This window comes from Nocardioides sp. YR527 (genome assembly GCF_900101045.1).
In the GTDB taxonomy this organism is placed as follows: Bacteria; Actinomycetota; Actinomycetes; order Propionibacteriales; family Nocardioidaceae; genus Nocardioides.
Window position 1 is genome coordinate 344,652 of sequence record NZ_FNFN01000001.1, and the last position, 15,519, is coordinate 360,170.

Annotated in this window: 13 protein-coding genes; 12 read left to right on the forward strand and 1 reads right to left on the reverse strand. The window is 68.1% G+C overall.

What is annotated here, in order from left to right:
- Window positions 1-48: 48 nt before the first annotated feature.
- The 8 genes from ruvC to BLT25_RS01645 all read left to right on the forward strand — a co-directional run bounded on the left by ruvC (window position 49) and on the right by BLT25_RS01645 (window position 8,637).
- A complete protein-coding gene (gene ruvC / locus BLT25_RS01610; protein WP_091042380.1) occupies window positions 49-588 on the forward strand; it encodes a crossover junction endodeoxyribonuclease RuvC in 540 nt (179 codons plus the stop codon).
- Window positions 585-1,184: a Holliday junction branch migration protein RuvA gene (ruvA, locus tag BLT25_RS01615; RefSeq protein ID WP_091041242.1), complete on the forward strand. Its 600-nt coding sequence runs from the start codon at window positions 585-587 to the stop codon at window positions 1,182-1,184. The genes ruvC and ruvA overlap by 4 nt, the downstream gene beginning before the upstream one ends.
- Before the next feature lie 6 nt (window positions 1,185-1,190).
- Window positions 1,191-2,273, forward strand: a complete 1,083-nt coding sequence (gene ruvB, locus BLT25_RS01620) for a Holliday junction branch migration DNA helicase RuvB (RefSeq protein WP_091041244.1) — start codon at window positions 1,191-1,193, stop codon at window positions 2,271-2,273.
- Window positions 2,274-2,360: 87 nt separating this feature from the next.
- Window positions 2,361-2,741, forward strand: coding sequence for a preprotein translocase subunit YajC (yajC, locus tag BLT25_RS01625; RefSeq protein ID WP_176883536.1), 381 nt, complete (start codon window positions 2,361-2,363; stop codon window positions 2,739-2,741).
- 7 nt (window positions 2,742-2,748) lie between these two features.
- Window positions 2,749-4,461 carry a protein translocase subunit SecD gene (gene secD / locus BLT25_RS01630; protein WP_091041247.1) on the forward strand — a complete coding sequence of 571 codons (1,713 nt, stop codon included), beginning with the start codon at window positions 2,749-2,751 and terminating at the stop codon, window positions 4,459-4,461.
- A complete protein-coding gene (secF, locus tag BLT25_RS01635) occupies window positions 4,461-5,696 on the forward strand; it encodes a protein translocase subunit SecF (protein WP_091041249.1) in 1,236 nt (411 codons plus the stop codon). Before secD ends, secF begins: the two co-directional genes overlap by 1 nt.
- Window positions 5,693-6,259, forward strand: coding sequence for an adenine phosphoribosyltransferase (locus tag BLT25_RS01640; protein WP_091041250.1), 567 nt, complete (start codon window positions 5,693-5,695; stop codon window positions 6,257-6,259). The genes secF and BLT25_RS01640 overlap by 4 nt, the downstream gene beginning before the upstream one ends.
- A gap of 62 nt (window positions 6,260-6,321) precedes the next feature.
- Complete coding sequence (locus tag BLT25_RS01645; RefSeq protein WP_091041252.1) at window positions 6,322-8,637, forward strand: RelA/SpoT family protein; 2,316 nt, start codon at window positions 6,322-6,324, stop codon at window positions 8,635-8,637.
- Window positions 8,638-8,975: 338 nt separating this feature from the next.
- On the opposite strand, the gene BLT25_RS01650 is transcribed toward BLT25_RS01645, so the two are convergent.
- Entirely contained in the window at window positions 8,976-10,214 is a 1,239-nt protein-coding gene (locus BLT25_RS01650; protein ID WP_091041254.1) for a DUF349 domain-containing protein, read from the reverse strand.
- Window positions 10,215-10,402: 188 nt separating this feature from the next.
- Between BLT25_RS01650 and BLT25_RS01655 the strand changes: the two genes are divergently transcribed.
- From BLT25_RS01655 to BLT25_RS01670, 4 genes are all read left to right on the forward strand, one after another.
- Window positions 10,403-11,098, forward strand: coding sequence for an MBL fold metallo-hydrolase (locus BLT25_RS01655; RefSeq protein ID WP_091041255.1), 696 nt, complete (start codon window positions 10,403-10,405; stop codon window positions 11,096-11,098).
- Window positions 11,095-12,444 carry a histidine--tRNA ligase gene (gene hisS, locus BLT25_RS01660; RefSeq protein ID WP_091041257.1) on the forward strand — a complete coding sequence of 450 codons (1,350 nt, stop codon included), beginning with the start codon at window positions 11,095-11,097 and terminating at the stop codon, window positions 12,442-12,444. Before BLT25_RS01655 ends, hisS begins: the two co-directional genes overlap by 4 nt.
- Window positions 12,441-14,213, forward strand: a complete 1,773-nt coding sequence (gene aspS, locus BLT25_RS01665; RefSeq protein WP_091041259.1) for an aspartate--tRNA ligase — start codon at window positions 12,441-12,443, stop codon at window positions 14,211-14,213. Before hisS ends, aspS begins: the two co-directional genes overlap by 4 nt.
- A 244-nt stretch (window positions 14,214-14,457) precedes the next feature.
- Window positions 14,458-15,471 carry an ABC transporter permease gene (locus BLT25_RS01670; protein ID WP_091041260.1) on the forward strand — a complete coding sequence of 338 codons (1,014 nt, stop codon included), beginning with the start codon at window positions 14,458-14,460 and terminating at the stop codon, window positions 15,469-15,471.
- Window positions 15,472-15,519: the final 48 nt, after the last annotated feature.

Genomic DNA, 15,519 nt, shown 5'->3' on the forward strand with positions numbered 1-15,519 from the left:
GACCAGCGATGCCGGTACGCTACGAACAGACGTTCGATGGAGGTGCTGATGCGGGTGCTTGGGATCGACCCCGGCCTGACCCGGTGCGGGATGGGCGTGGTCGACGGATCGCTCGGCCGGCCGCTGTCGATGGTGGACGTCGGCGTGATCCGTACGTCCTCCGACCTTCCCGTCTGGGAGCGACTGGTGAGCATCGAGAAGGGTATCGACGCCTGGATCGAGGAGCATCGGCCCGACGCGGTCGCGATCGAGCGGATCTTCGCGCGCTCGAACGTCTCCACGATCATGGGTACGGCCCAGGCCAGCGGCCTCGCCATGGTCTGCGCCGCCCGGCGCGGTCTGCCGGTCGCCCTGCACACGCCCTCGGAGGTCAAGGCGGCAGTCTCCGGCAACGGCCGAGCCGACAAGGCTCAGGTGACCGCGATGGTGACCCGCATCCTTCGGCTCCCGACGCCGCCGAAGCCCGCCGACGCCGCCGACGCGCTCGCGCTGGCCATCACCCACCAGTGGCGCGGAGGCGCCCAGAACCGCATCGAAGCCGCGCTCGCGGCTGCTGGAAGGCACCCAATGAAAGGGCACCAGAAGTGATCGCGTCCGTGCGCGGCAAGGTCGCCGCCGTCAGTCTCTCCACCGCCATCGTCGAGGTCGGCGGCATCGGGATCGAGCTGCTCTGCACGCCCAACACGCTGGCCACGCTGCGCACCGGCGAGGAGGCCCACCTGCCGACCAGCCTGGTCGTGCGCGAGGACTCGCTGACCCTGTTCGGTTTCACCGATACCGACGAGCGCACCCTCTTCGAGCTGCTCCAGACCGCCTCCGGCGTCGGCCCGAAGCTCGCCCAGGCGATGCTCGCCGTCCTCTCGCCCGACGGCATCCGTCTGGCCATCGCGGGCGAGGACGCCAAGACCCTCACCAAGGTCCCCGGCATCGGCCAGAAGGGCGCCCAGCGGATCATCTTGGAGCTCAAGGACAGGATCGGCGCACCGACCGGCACCGCCTCCGCCCCGGCGCCCACCGCCGCAGCGGCCCCGTGGCGCGACCAGGTCACCGAGGCCCTCGTCGGCCTGGGCTACAACGCCCGCGACGCCGACAAGGCGGTCACCGCCATCGAGCCCGAGGCCGGCGACCAGGCCAACATCTCGATGCTGCTCCGGGCGGCTCTGCGGACTCTTTCTAAGGCATAAGGAACCATGCACGAGGACGACCTGGACCGGGCCGAGGAGGACTACTTCTCCTCGCTCACCATCGCCGAGGCCGACGGTGACGACCGTGCCGTCGAGGCAGCGCTGCGCCCCAAGACCCTCGACGAGCTGATCGGCCAGCAGCGCGTCCGCGAGCAGCTCGGCCTCGTCCTGGAGGCGGCGCGGCAGCGTGAGCGGGCCCCCGACCACGTACTCCTGTCCGGGCCGCCCGGGCTCGGCAAGACCACCCTCGCGATGATCATCGCCGCCGAGATGTCGGCGCCCCTGCGGATCACGTCGGGCCCGGCGATCACCCACGCCGGCGACCTCGCCGCGATCCTGAGCGGGCTCAACGAGGGCGAGGTGCTCTTCGTCGACGAGATCCACCGGATGAGCCGACCCGCCGAGGAGATGCTCTACCTCGCGATGGAGGACTTCCGGGTCGACGTGGTCATCGGCAAGGGCCCGGGCGCGACCGCGATCCCGATCGACCTGCCGCCGTTCACGCTGGTCGGCGCGACCACGCGGGCCGGCCTTCTCCCGGGCCCGCTCCGGGACAGGTTCGGCTTCACCGGACACCTCGAGCTCTACGACCCGGCCGACCTCGAGCTGATCGTGCGCCGTTCCGCGGGCCTGCTCGACGTCACCCTCAAGGACGACGGAGCCGCCGAGATCGCCGGCCGCTCCCGAGGCACCCCGCGGATCGCGAACCGGCTGCTGCGCCGCGTACGCGACTATGCCCAGGTCAAGGCCGACGGCACGGTCACCCAGCAGATCGCGGAGAAGGCGCTCGATCTCTACGAGGTCGACCCGCTCGGCCTGGACCGCCTCGACCTGGCCGTCCTCGACGCCCTGTGCCGGAGGTTCGGCGGTGGCCCGGTGGGCATCTCCACCCTCGCCGTGGCGGTGGGGGAGGAGCGCGAGACGGTCGAGGAGGTGGCCGAGCCGTTCCTGGTGCGCACCGGATTCCTGGCACGTACGCCGCGGGGCCGGGTCGCGACTCCGGCCGCGTGGGAGCATCTCGGGCTGCCGGTACCGGCCAACGCCGAGGCTGCGGCCTGGTCCAGGGACACGCTTTGGGATGAGGCCTGATTCACAGTCTCAACCAGGTGCCTGGTTAGACTTGCACGTCGCCGTGCGCCTGCCGGCGACCACTCAGACTGTCGGAGCCGAACCCCCGTGGAATTCCTTCCTTTTATCGTCATCATCGTCCTGTTCTACTTCCTGTTGATCAGGCCGCAGCAGAAGCGCGCGAAGCAGGCGCGTGAGCTCCAGCTCAACCTCCAGCCGGGCGACCGGGTGATGCTGACCGCCGGGCTCTTCGGCACGGTGACGGAGGTCGAGGAGTCCACGACGAACATCAAGGTCGAGATCTCCGACGGCGTCGTCATCCAGGTCGTGCGCCAGGCCGTGGCCCAGAAGGTCACCGAGGCGCCCGCGGAGGAGTCCGACGAAGAGTCCGACGAGGAGACCGGCGAGGAGCGCGAGGTCGAGGCTGCGGCCGAGGAGACCTCCGCCGACGCCGAGAACGTCATCGTGGACCTCGACAAGAAGGACTGACCAACACATGGCACGCAAGACAGCGCGCCCCGGCCGGACACTCGCACTGCTCTTCTTGGCCATTGCGATCATGTTCGGCGGCATCGCGTTCGCCGGCACCTGGAAGCCTGAGCTGGGCCTCGACCTGCGCGGCGGCACCGAGATCTCGATGACCGCGGAGAACTCCGAGGGCGGATCGGTCCCGAGGGAGAGCCTCGACGAGGCCAAGTCGATCATCGACCAGCGGGTCAACGGCTCCGGCATCACCGGCGGCCGAGTGACCACCGAGGGCAACGACGTCATCAAGGTCTCCATCCCCGGCACCGGCAAGGTGCAGCAGGAGACCGCAGAGCGCGTACGCCAGACCGCGAAGCTCCGCTTCCGCCTGGTCGCCTGCAGCCCGCAGAAGCCATGTGGCGCCGCGGACTCGAGCGGCTCGATGGTCGAGGATCCCTCGACGAGCACCGTCCCGGGCACCTCCCCGCGCGCGGCGTTCGGCAGCGAGACCGCCAGCGCATCCGAGACCGCGAGCGCTTCCGAGAAGGCCTCGGAGAAGGCGTCCGAGAGCGCCGACCCGAGCGCCAGCCCCTCGGCCTCGGCGGGCGCCGACGCCGAGAAGCGGAGCAAGAACTCGGTCGTCCCGGTCGACGAAGCGGTCGAGTTCATGCGCAACGTCCCGCAGGAGTGGGCGACCGCCTACAACTCCTTCACCTGCCCGGCCCCGGGCGCCGAACCGGCCGAGGACATCGCAGGTGAGCCGCTGCTGACCTGCGATGAGGACGGCGTCCCCTACCTGCTGACTCCGGCAGTGATCGAGGGCACCGAGATCAGCGAGGCCTCCTACGGCATCCCGCAGCAGCAGGCCAACTACGTGGTGACCCTGGACTTCAAGTCCGACGGCAACAAGGTCTTCGCCGACACCACCGGCGCCATCGCCGGCACCGGCGAGCAGTTCGCGATCGTCCTGGACACCCAGGTGATCTCGGCCCCGACCGCCGACTCCCGGATCAGCGGAGGCGCCCAGATCAGCGGCGACTTCACCCAGGAGTCCGCCGCCGCCCTGGCCAACAACCTGAAGTACGGCTCGCTGCCGCTCGACTTCCCCGAGGACGGCATTCAGACCCGGGTGATCGGCCCGACCCTGGCCGGCAACCAGCTCACCGCCGGACTCTGGGCCGGCCTGATCGGTCTGATCCTGGTGGTGATCTTCTCGATCCTCTACTACCGTGCGATGAGCATCGTGGTGATCGGCTCGCTGCTCGTGGCGGGTGCTCTGACGTACGGGATGATCCTGCTGCTCAGCGAGACCGCCGGCGTCACTCTGGACCTTCCGGGCGTGGCCGGTCTGATCGTCGGTATCGGTATCACCGCCGACTCCTTCATCATCCTCTACGAGAGGATGCGTGACGACATGCGTGATGGTCGCTCGATGCGGGTGGCCGTCGACACCGCCTGGGTCCGGGCTCGCAACACGTGTCTGGCCTCCGACGGCGTCTCGTTCCTGGCCGCGTTCGTGCTCTACGTCTTCGCGACCAACGAGGTCAAGGGCTTCGCGTTCATGCTCGGCCTGACCACGATCATCGACGTGCTGGTGTTCTTCTGGTTCACCCACCCGATGACCAAGCTGATGGCCGGCTGGGGCTTCTTCAACAAGGGCCACGTGCTCTCCGGCATGGACAAGCGCGCTATCGGCACCGTCGACGCCCCCACGGGCACCACTCTGGTCGGAGGCAAGGCCTGATGAGCAAGTTCTCCTTCTCCCGGCTCGGCAAGGAGCTCTACACCGGCGAGAAGTCCTTCGACTTCGTCGGTCGCCGGATGCTCTGGTACTCCGTGTCCGCGGTCGTGCTCGTGGCTGTCGTCCTCGGGGTCTGGCTCCAGGGCATCAACCTCGGCATCGACTTCACCGGCGGCACGCGCTACACCGTGACCGTCGCGCAGGCCGACCAGGAGCTCGCCGACGACCTGCGTACGGCGGTCGGTGACACGGCGGTCGAGGCCGCCGACGGTGCCACGGTGCGCACGGCCGGTGGCAAGTCGATCGTCATCGAGACCAAGGCGATCGCCGACAACTCCGAGGCCGACGACTCGATCATGGCGGCGATCACCAAGACCGCCGACGTGGCCGAGGAAGACATCAGCCGCACTGGCATCGGCCCCAGCTGGGGCCAGCGGGTCGCCACCAAGGCGGCCCTCGCGCTGGGCATCTTCCTCGTCGGCGTGGTCCTGTTCATCTGGATCTACTTCAGGGAATGGAAGATGTCGGTCGCGGCCGTCGTCGCGCTGCTCCATGACGTGGTGATCACGGTCGGCGTCTACGCGATCGTCGGTTTCGAGGTGACTCCGGCAACGGTCACCGGCTTCTTGACGATCCTCGGTTATTCGCTCTACGACACCGTGGTGGTCTTCGACAAGGTCAAGGAGAACACCCGCAACCTGTCGCAGAAGAAGCAGACCTACGCCTACGCGGCCAACCTGGCGATCAACCAGACCCTGGTCCGTTCGGTGAACACCTCGATCATCGGTCTGCTGCCGGTCGTCGCGATCCTCTACGTCAGCACCGTCCAGCTCGGCACCTCTTCGCTGAAGGACATCTCCCTGGTCCTCTTCATCGGTATGGCCGTCGGCACCTACTCCTCGATCTTCATCGCCACCCCGCTGCTGGTGCACCTGAAGTCGAAGGAGAAGGACGTCGTCGACGCCGAGAAGCGTGCCGCCGCGCGGATGAAGGAAGCCGACAAGTACGCCGCGGTCCCGGTCTTCGACGAAGGCATGCCGGTCGCGGAGAGCGACGAGCCGGACGAGCTGCGTGAGTCCGAGGACCTTCACGAGGCCGGCGTGAGCCGGGGCACCAGCCCCAACCGCTCCGCGACCGGTCGGGGCCGCAACGTACCCGACCAGCACCGCGAGGTCTCCGACAGCGGCGCCGCCGGGCGTCCGCAGCCGAAGCGCGAGTCGAGGTCGAAGCGCAAGTGACTGTCTCCGAGACGGCCGCTGGTGGCCGGTCGCTCGAGGAAACCCTCGAGCGGCTGGTCGCCGACGTTCCTGACTTCCCGGAGCCGGGCGTCGGGTTCAAGGACATCACCCCGCTGCTGGCCGACCACGCGGGCTTCAGCCAGGTGGTCGAGGCGCTCGCCGCTCCGGGGCGCGACGCCGACGGCAACGTGAGCGTCACCAAGGTGCTCGGCATGGAGTCGCGAGGCTTCATCCTCGGTGCCCCCGCGGCCCTGCACCTCGGCGTGGGCTTCGTGCCCGTACGCAAGGCCGGCAAGCTGCCCCGCGAGACCCATGCGGTCTCCTACTCGCTGGAGTACGGCGAGGCCACCCTGGAGATCCACACCGACGCGGTCGCGCCGGGGGAACGGGTGCTGGTCATCGACGACGTCCTCGCGACCGGCGGCACCGCGGCGGCCACGATCGAGCTCGTCGAGCGCTGCGGGGGCGTCGTCGTGGGCGTCTCGGTGCTGCTCGAGCTCGGCTTCCTCGACCCGCGCAGCAAGCTGCCCGACACGCCGGTGCACGCGCTGCTGGTCAGTTGACAGGTCCATTCTGCAGGTGCCGTCCTAGCCAACGATCCGGGTGCGGCCGGTAGACTCGGGACATGGCAGAGGATCGCATCGTCGCGCAGCCTCGTGCGCACAACATCGAGGCGCGGGAGAGCAGTGGCCCGGCCCCGTCGGGCCGCAGCGTCCGTGCGCGCCTGGCCCGGATCGGCGGACGCGGCACGCCGGGCAATCCTGTGCTGGAGCCGCTGTTCCGGGCGGTGAGGTCCAACCACCCGAAGGCCGACCTGGCCCTGCTGGAGCGGGCCTACGTCACCGCCGAGCGCCTCCACGGCACGCAGATGCGCAAGAGCGGCGACCCCTACATCACCCACCCGCTCGCGGTGACCACGATCCTCGCCGAGCTCGGCATGACCGAGCCGACCCTGGTGGCGGCGCTGCTCCACGACACCGTCGAGGACACGCCCTACACGCTCAAGGAGCTCACCCGGGACTTCGGTGAGGAGGTCGCCCATCTGGTCGACGGTGTCACCAAGCTCGACAAGGTCACCTACGGCGACTCCGCGCAGGCCGAGACGATCCGCAAGATGGTCGTGGCGATGTCGCGCGACATCAGGGTGCTGGTGATCAAGCTCGCCGACCGGCTGCACAACATGCGTACGCTGCGCTACGTCCCGCAGAAGAGCCAGGAGCGCAGCGCTCGCGAGACCCTCGACATCTATGCGCCGCTAGCCCACCGGCTCGGCATGAACACCATCAAGTTCGAGCTCGAGGACCTCGCCTTCGCGACCCTCTACCCGAAGATGTACGACGAGCTCGTCCGCCTCGTCGCCGACCGCAACCCGTCACGGGAGAAGTTCCTGGCCCAGGTCATCGACCAGGTCGAGCGCGACCTGCACGAGGCCCGGATCAAGGCGACCGTCACCGGCCGACCGAAGCACTACTACTCGATCTACCAGAAGATGATCGTCGGCGGTAAGGACTTCTCCGACATCAACGACCTGGTCGGCATCCGGATCCTGGTCGAGGACGAGCGCGACTGCTACTCCGTCCTCGGCATCCTGCACTCGCGGTGGAACCCAGTCCTGGGGCGCTTCAAGGACTACATCGCGATGCCGAAGTTCAACATGTACCAGTCGCTGCACACCACCGTGATCGGCCCTCAGGGCAAGCCGGTCGAGCTGCAGATCCGCACCTTCGCGATGCACCGCCGCGCCGAGTTCGGCGTCGCCGCCCACTGGAAGTACAAGGAGGACGGCCGCGCCGGTGTCGACACCGACCGGCCGATGGACAACGACATGAGCTGGGTCAAGCAGCTCATGGACTGGCAGTCGGAGGTCAACGACCCCGGCGAGTTCCTGGAGTCGCTGCGCTTCGAGATGAAGCGCACCGAGGTCTACGTCTTCACGCCCAAGGGTGACGTGATCGCGCTGCCCGCCGACGCGACCCCGGTCGACTTCGCGTACGCCGTCCACACCGAGGTCGGCAACAAGACGATCGGCGCCCGGGTCAACGGCCGTCTGGTGCCGTTGGAGTCGACCCTGGAGAGCGGCGACGTCGTGGAGGTCTTCACCTCCAAGTCGCCCAACGCCGGTCCGTCGCGCGACTGGGCCTCCTTCGTCAAGTCCAACCGGGCCAAGGCGAAGATCCGGCAGTGGCACACCCGCGAGCGCCGCGACGAGGCCATCGAGAAGGGCCAGGACGCGATCGCCCGGCTGATGCGCAAGGAGGGCCTGCCCCTCAAGCGGCTGATGTCACGCGAGTCCCTCATGCTCGCCGCCGACCACTTCGACCTCGCCGACGTCGACGCGCTCTACGCCGCGGTCGGGGAGAGCCACCTCTCCGCCCAGGCGGTCGTACGCCGCGTCATCGAGGACCACGGCGGCGACGAAGGTGCCGCCGAGGACCTCGCCGAGGCCATCAACGTGGGCCGTAGGCGCCACGGCAAGGTCTCCACCGCCAACTCCGACGCCGGCGTGATCGTCAAGGGTTCCCCCGACGTCTGGGTCAAGCTCGCCAAGTGCTGCACACCGGTGCCCGGCGACGACATCCTCGGCTTCGTGACCAAGGGTGGGGGAGTCTCCGTCCACCGCACCGACTGCACCAACGCCGCCGAGCTCCGCTCCCACCCCGAGCGCCTGCTCGAGGTCGAGTGGGGCTCCACCTCCAACTCGGTCTTCCTGGTCAACATCCAGGTCGAGGCGCTGGACCGGGCCCGGCTCCTGTCCGACATCACGATGGCGCTCTCCGATGCCCACGTGAACATCCTGAGCGCCCAGCTCACCACCACCCGCGACCGCGTCGCGAAGTCCCGGTTCTCCTTCGAGATGGCCGACTCCAAGCACCTCGACACCGTCTTGAAGCAGGTACGCACCGTCCCCGGCGTCTTCGACGCCTACCGCGTCACCCAATAGAAGTCACCCAGTGAAAGTGAGCATCTCGCGGATCCGTTCACCTGGGTTCTGATCGCTGGAGGCGTCGTCCTCATCGGCGCGATCGTGTGGGTGGTGCTGAGAAGGCCGACAGGAGAGGACAGGCCCTGGGCGAGGCCGAATACCAGGGTCGACCACCCCACAGCGGTTCCGACGGCGGCATCTCCGGCGTCTTGTGACCCCATGCCGAGTCGGCGCAAACTGACGAAGTAGCACGCCGAGTCGGCTCGTTGTAACGAGCCGACTCGGCTGGATTTCTGGTCAGAACGCGCCGACTCGGCACGCCTGAGCGGGACAGACGCGCCGAGTCGAGGGGTGGGTCAGGAGAAGTCGGCGCTGGCGCGCTTGGCCATCTCCAGGAACTGGCGGCGCGACTCGAGGTTCTCCTCGAGGCTCTTGATCTTGCGGGCGTCACCCGAGGCCTGGGCCTTGGCGAGGTCGCTCTCGACCTGGGCGATGGCCTCCTCGAGCTTGGCGATCATGTCGTCGGCTCGGGCGGACTTCTCCGGGTCGGACTTGCGCCACTGGTCGTCCTCGGCGGACTTGATGGCCTGCTCGACCTTGCGCATCGCGCCCTCGAGCTCCTTGATGCGGTCGCGCGGGACCTTGCCGGCCTCGTCCCAGCGGTCGGCGATGTCACGGAAGGAGCGCTTGACGCTGTCGAGGTCGTCGCCCTTCTCCACGAGCGGGAGAAGCTCCTGCGCCTCGACGAGCAGCCCTTCCTTGACCACGGCGTTCTGCGCGAACTCGGCGTCGAGCGCCGCGTTGGCATCGTCACGGGCCCCGAAGAAGACGTCCTGGGCGGCCCGGAACTGCTTCCAGAGCTTGTCGTCGACGTCCTTGGGCGCCGGGCCGGCGGCCTTCCAGTCGCGCATGAGGTCGCGGTAGCGCCCGGCGGTGGGGCCCCAGTCGGTGGAGGCGGAGAGCTGCTCGGCCTCGACGATGATCCGCTCCTTGATCACCTTGGCGTCCTCGCGCCGGGCGTTGAGCTCGGCGAAGTGGGCCTTGCGGCGCCGCGTGTAGGCGGTGCGTGCGGTCGAGAAGCGTCGCCACAGCGCGTCGTCGGACCCGCGGTCGATGCGGGGGAGCGCCTTCCACTGGTCGAGCAGCTCACGCAGCCGGTTGGCACCATTGCGCCAGTCGTTGCTCTGGGCCAGCTTCTCGGCCTCGGCGACGAGAGCCTCCTTGGCGACCTTCGCCTCGGCCGCCTTCGCGGCCCGCTCTGCCTTGCGGGCCTCGCGCTGGGTGGCGATGACCGGAGCGAGAGCCTCCAGCCGGGCCACCAGCGAGGCCAGATCACCGACCGCGTTGGCGTCGGTCACCTTCTCCACGACGGTCTTGACCGCCGCGGTCGCCTCGTCGGGCGACGTCTTCCCCGCATGCACGCGCCGCTCGAGCTGCTCGACCTCGAAGGCGAGCTGGTCGAACCGGTTGGTGAAGAAGGCAAGCGCCTCCTCTGGCGTGCCTTCCGGGTATTGCCCCACGGAACGTTCGCCCTCAGCGGTCTTCACGTAGACCGTTCCGTCTTCCTCGACCCGACCCCACTGCTCGCTGGTCACAATGTCCCTACTCTTCGCATGAGGCGCTAACCTCTTATGAAATCTCCCCCGCCGGACACCGTGCTCGTCACAGTCCCGGTCGGCTCAACTTGCAGGTCCCCGCGGTGTCCCGGCACACCTCGGGATGCCCATCGTAGTCAGACGCCACGATGCGGCGCTGCACTGTACCGCTGGATAGGGTGTTTCTCGTGTTGATCGCAGGCTTTCCCGCCGGTCCGTGGGGCACCAACTGCTACGTCGCCGCCACCGGTCCGGGCACCGAGTGTGTCGTGATCGACCCCGGGAAGGATGCGGCGAAGGGCATCGAGGAGATCGTCCGGGAGCAGCGCCTCAAGCCGGTCGCCGTGCTCCTCACCCACGGCCACGTCGACCACATGTGGTCCGTGACCCCGGTGAGCAGGACGTACGACTCCACGGCCTGGATCCACCCCAGCGACCGTCACCTCCTCGCCGATCCGCTCCAGGGGATCTCGCCGGAGTCGGCGCAGATGCTGCTGGGCATGCCGCAGGGGACCTACGACTTCGTGGAGCCCGACGACGTCCGAGAGCTCACCGACGGTCAGGCCATCGATCTGGCCGGGATGAGCTTCCTGATCGACCATACGCCCGGGCATACCGAGGGGTCGGTCACCTTCCGGACTCCTTACCCCGACCACGCCGAGGTCAGTGACGTGATGTTCTCCGGCGACCTGCTCTTCGCGGGCAGCATCGGGCGTACGGACCTCCCCGGCGGTGACCACGCCACGATGCTGCAGTCCCTGACCACCAAGGTGCTGCCCCTCGCCGACGACATCGTGGTGCTCCCCGGCCATGGCGAACAGACCTCGATCGGGCGCGAGCGCGCCACCAACCCGTTTCTTCAGGACCTGATCACCACACCATGAACAAGCCAACACCGCTCTCCGGGTTCCCGGAGTTCCTGCCGAGCCAGCGCACCGTCGAGCGCGAGGTCATCGCGACCCTGAGCCACACCTTCGAGCTGCACGGCTTCGGCAACATCGAGACCCGCGCCGTCGAGCCGATGGACCAGCTGCTGCGCAAGGGCGACACCAGCAAAGAGGTGTACGTCCTCAAGCGGCTCCAAGAGCAGGACGAGTCTCGTGACAAGGGCATGGGGCTCCACTTCGACCTCACCGTCCCCTTCGCCCGCTACGTGCTCGAGAACGCCGGCAAGCTGGAGTTCCCCTTCCGTCGCTACCAGATCCAGAAGGTCTGGCGAGGTGAGCGCCCGCAGGAGGGCCGCTTCCGCGAGTTCGCGCAGGCCGACATCGACATCGTCGGACGCGACACGCTCCCGTTCCACCACGACGTCGAGGTCGCCCGGGTCATGCTCGAGGCGCTCGGCAGGCTGACCTTCCTGCCCGGGTTCACGCTCCAGGTCAACAACCGCAAGCTGATCCAGGGCTTCTACGCCGGCCTCGGCGCCCCCGACGTCGAGGAGACCATGCGGCTCATCGACAAGCTCGACAAGATGCCGGCCGACGAGGTGGGCAAGCTGCTGGTCTCCGAGGCGGGGCTGAGCGACGAGCAGGCCGCCAAGTGCCTCGAGCTCGCCACGATCACCGCCACCGACGACTCCTTCGTGGAGAAGGTCCGTGCGCTCGGCGTCGAGAGCGAACTGCTCGAGGAGGGCCTGACCGAGCTGGCCACGCTGATCACCGCCACCGCGCCGCTCAACACCGAGTCCGTACGCGTCGTGGCCGACCTGAGCATCGCCAGGGGCCTGGACTACTACACCGGCACCGTCTTCGAGACCCGCCTCGACGGCTATGAGTCCCTGGGCAGCATCTGCTCGGGTGGCCGCTACGACGCGCTCGCCAGCGATGGCAAGACGACCTATCCGGGGGTCGGGATCTCGCTCGGCGTGAGCCGCGTCCTGGTGCCTCTCGTGGCCAAGGGCGTGCTCGACGGGGACCGCAAGGTCCCGAGCACCGTGCTGGTCGCCGTCGCCGACGAGGAGAGCAGGGCGGAGGCCGATTCGGCGGCCCAGCAGCTGCGCGCCCACAATGTTGCCTGCGAGGTCTCGCCCAACGCCGCCAAGTTCGGCAAGCAGATCCGCTTCGCGGAGCGCCGCGGCATCCCGTACGTCCTCTTCGCGACCGAAGGCGGCTACGAGATCAAGGACATCCGCACCGGCGACCAGGTCCCGGCCGACCCGGCCACCTGGACGCCGCAGAACGAGAGCGACCTGAAGCCCCAGGTCGTCGCGAACAACGAGGAGAAGAAGTGATCCGCACCCACGACGCCGGCACCCTGCGTGCCGAGCACGTCGGCCAGACCGTGACCCTCGCCGGCTGGGTAGGCCGTCGACGCGATCACGGCGGGGTCGCGTTCCTCGATCTGCGTGAGTCCAGCGGCGTGGTCCAGGTCGTCGTACGCGACGAGGAGATCGCTCACGCGCTCCGCAACGAATACTGCATCAAGGTCACCGGCGAGGTCGTCGCGCGCACCGAGGAGAACCGCAACCCCAACCTCGCCACCGGCGAGATCGAGATCGTCGCCAAGGACCTCGAGGTCCTCAGCGCGGCCGCGGCCCTCCCGTTCCCGATCGACGACCACGTAGAGGTCGGCGAGGACGTACGTTTCAAGCACCGCTACCTCGACCTGCGCCGCACCGCGCCCGGCAACGCCATCCGCCTGCGCTCGAAGGCCAACAAGGCCGCTCGCGACGTGCTGGCCGGTCACGACTTCGTCGAGATCGAGACCCCGACGCTGACCCGCAGCACGCCCGAGGGTGCCCGTGACTTCCTGGTCCCGGCCCGCCTGCAGCCGGGCTCGTGGTACGCGCTGCCGCAGTCCCCGCAGCTGTTCAAGCAGCTGCTCATGGTCGGTGGCATGGAGCGCTACTACCAGCTGGCTCGCGCCTACCGCGACGAGGACTTCCGCGCCGACCGGCAGCCGGAGTTCACCCAGCTCGACATCGAGATGAGCTTCGTCGAGCAGGACGACGTGATCGCGCTGGGCGAGGAGATCGTCGCGGCGCTGTGGAAGCTGATCGGCTACGACGTACCGCTTCCGCTGCCGCGGATGACCTACGCCGACGCGATGGCCAAGTACGGCTCGGACAAGCCCGACCTGCGCTTCGGCATCGAGATCACCGAGTGCACCGACTACTTCTCCGAGACGACGTTCCGTGTCTTCCAGGCGCCCTACGTCGGCGCCGTGGTGATGCCGGGCGGCGCGAGCCAGCCGCGGCGTCAGCTCGACGGGTGGCAGGACTGGGCCAAGCAGCGTGGCGCCAGGGGCCTGGCGTACGTCCTGGTCCAGGAGGACGGCTCGCTGACCGGTCCGGTCGCCAAGAACCTCTCCGAGACCGAGGCCGCCGGACTGGCTGCTCACGTCGGTGCCAACCCCGGCGACTGCATCTTCTTCGCCGCCGGCGCGCCCAAGTCGAGCCGCTCCCTGCTGGGTGCCGCCCGACTGGAGATCGGCAACCGTCTCGACCTTCGCAAGGACGGCGAGTGGAGCTTCCTGTGGGTCGTCGACGCGCCGCTGCTCGAGCCGGCCTCCGAGGCCGTCGAGTCCGGTGACGTCGCGGTCGGCGCGGGGGAGTGGACCGCGGTCCACCACGCCTTCACCAGCCCGCAGGACGTCGAGAGCTTCGACAAGGACCCCGGCAACGCCATCGCCTGGGCCTACGACATCGTCTGCAACGGCAACGAGATCGGCGGTGGCTCGATCCGTATCCACCGCGAGGACGTGCAGAAGCGGGTCTTCGACCTGATGGGGATCGGCGAGGAGGCGGCCGAGGAGAAGTTCGGCTTCCTGCTCGACGCGTTCAAGTTCGGTGCCCCGCCGCACGGCGGCATCGCCTTCGGCTGGGACCGCGTCGTCGCTCTCCTCGCCGGCACCGACTCGATCCGCGACGTCATCGCCTTCCCGAAGACGGGTGCCGGCTACGACCCGCTCACCGCCGCTCCGGCGCCGATCACCCCCGAGCAGCGCAAGGAGGCGGGCGTCGACGCCAAGCCTGCCGCCGAGGGCGAATCGGCGAACTGAGCCCACCTCGGCTAAATCCAACAGAGTCTCCGGGACCGGTCCGCCGGTCCCGGAGACTCTTGGCATTCTCTAAGGAATTGCGAGAAGGCATCCCGATCTGCCGTATCACTGGTTGAAATCGGATCGTTACCGGTCCGGGCTCCATCCGGGCAAAGGGATCACATAGAGTTCCATCCGTCGACCTCGTGGGTCGGACGCTGCCGTGCGACGGCGGCACCCACAAATACGACTAGACAGAGGAACCATGAGCGAATCGGCCACCGTGTTCGAAGGTGAAGAACTCTCGGGTGGATCGACACCTTCTGCTTCGCCTGAGGAGGCGAAGAAGATCGCCGGCAAGTCCCCGATGAAGCTGGCATGGATGCGGCTTCGTAAGGACAAGCTGTCGATGGTGTCGCTGACGGTGGTCATCCTTGTGGTGCTGGCTGCGGTCCTGGCCCCCTTCCTCGTCAGGATGGGCGTGCTGGACCCGTTCAGCTACAACCAGGACCTGCTCGACGCCAACACCATCCCCGAGGGCAGGTTCAGCGGCGCGAGCGCCGCACACCCGCTCGGTGTGGAGCCCGGCACCGGCCGCGACGCGTTGTCCCGGTTCTGGTACGGCATCACGTTCTCGCTGATCATCGCCCTCACCGCCGCCATCTTGTCGGTGGTCATCGGCGCGATCATCGGCATCATCTCCGGCTTCAGCGGTGGCTGGGTCGACGCAGGCCTGAGCCGCTTCACCGACCTGACGCTCTCGTTCCCCTCGACGATGATGCTGCTGGCGCTCTCGGCGCTCGGCCTCGAGCTCATCCAGATGGTGACGGGACTACCCAACGGCCCACTTGCCCAGGGGATTTACTGCACCGTGGTGCTCGCGATCTTCGGCTGGACCAGTACCGCCCGCGTGGTCCGAGGACAGGTCCTCTCGATCAAGCAACGAGAGTTCGTCGAGGCGGCGATCGTCCTGGGTGCCTCGAAGTCGCGGATCTACTTCAAGGAGATCCTGCCGAACCTGTGGGCCCCGCTGCTGGTCCTGGTCACCCTGATGATGCCGGCCTACATCTCGGCCGAGGCGGCACTGAGCTACCTCCAGGTCGGTGTGAAGCCGCCGACGCCCACGCTCGGCAACGTGCTCACCGACTCGTTGAAGTACGCGCAGGTGGACCCGTTCTACTTCTTCATGCCCGCGATCATCATCGCGACGATCGTGATCTCGTTCAACCTTCTCGGGGACGGGTTGCGAGACGCCCTTGACCCCAAGGGTGACAGGTGAGCCTCGGGGCTCCGTCCACACACAGGTGACCCGCCCGGGACACCGTTA

Coding starts and splice junctions, on each gene's coding strand:
- ruvB (WP_091041244.1), top strand. CDS start 1,191: ATGCACGAGGACGACCTGGACCGGGCCGAGGAGGACTACTTCTCCTCG.
- BLT25_RS01670 (WP_091041260.1), top strand. CDS start 14,458: ATGAGCGAATCGGCCACCGTGTTCGAAGGTGAAGAACTCTCGGGTGGA.
- secF (WP_091041249.1), top strand. CDS start 4,461: ATGAGCAAGTTCTCCTTCTCCCGGCTCGGCAAGGAGCTCTACACCGGC.
- ruvC (WP_091042380.1), top strand. CDS start 49: ATGCGGGTGCTTGGGATCGACCCCGGCCTGACCCGGTGCGGGATGGGC.
- secD (WP_091041247.1), top strand. CDS start 2,749: ATGGCACGCAAGACAGCGCGCCCCGGCCGGACACTCGCACTGCTCTTC.
- hisS (WP_091041257.1), top strand. CDS start 11,095: ATGAACAAGCCAACACCGCTCTCCGGGTTCCCGGAGTTCCTGCCGAGC.
- BLT25_RS01645 (WP_091041252.1), top strand. CDS start 6,322: ATGGCAGAGGATCGCATCGTCGCGCAGCCTCGTGCGCACAACATCGAG.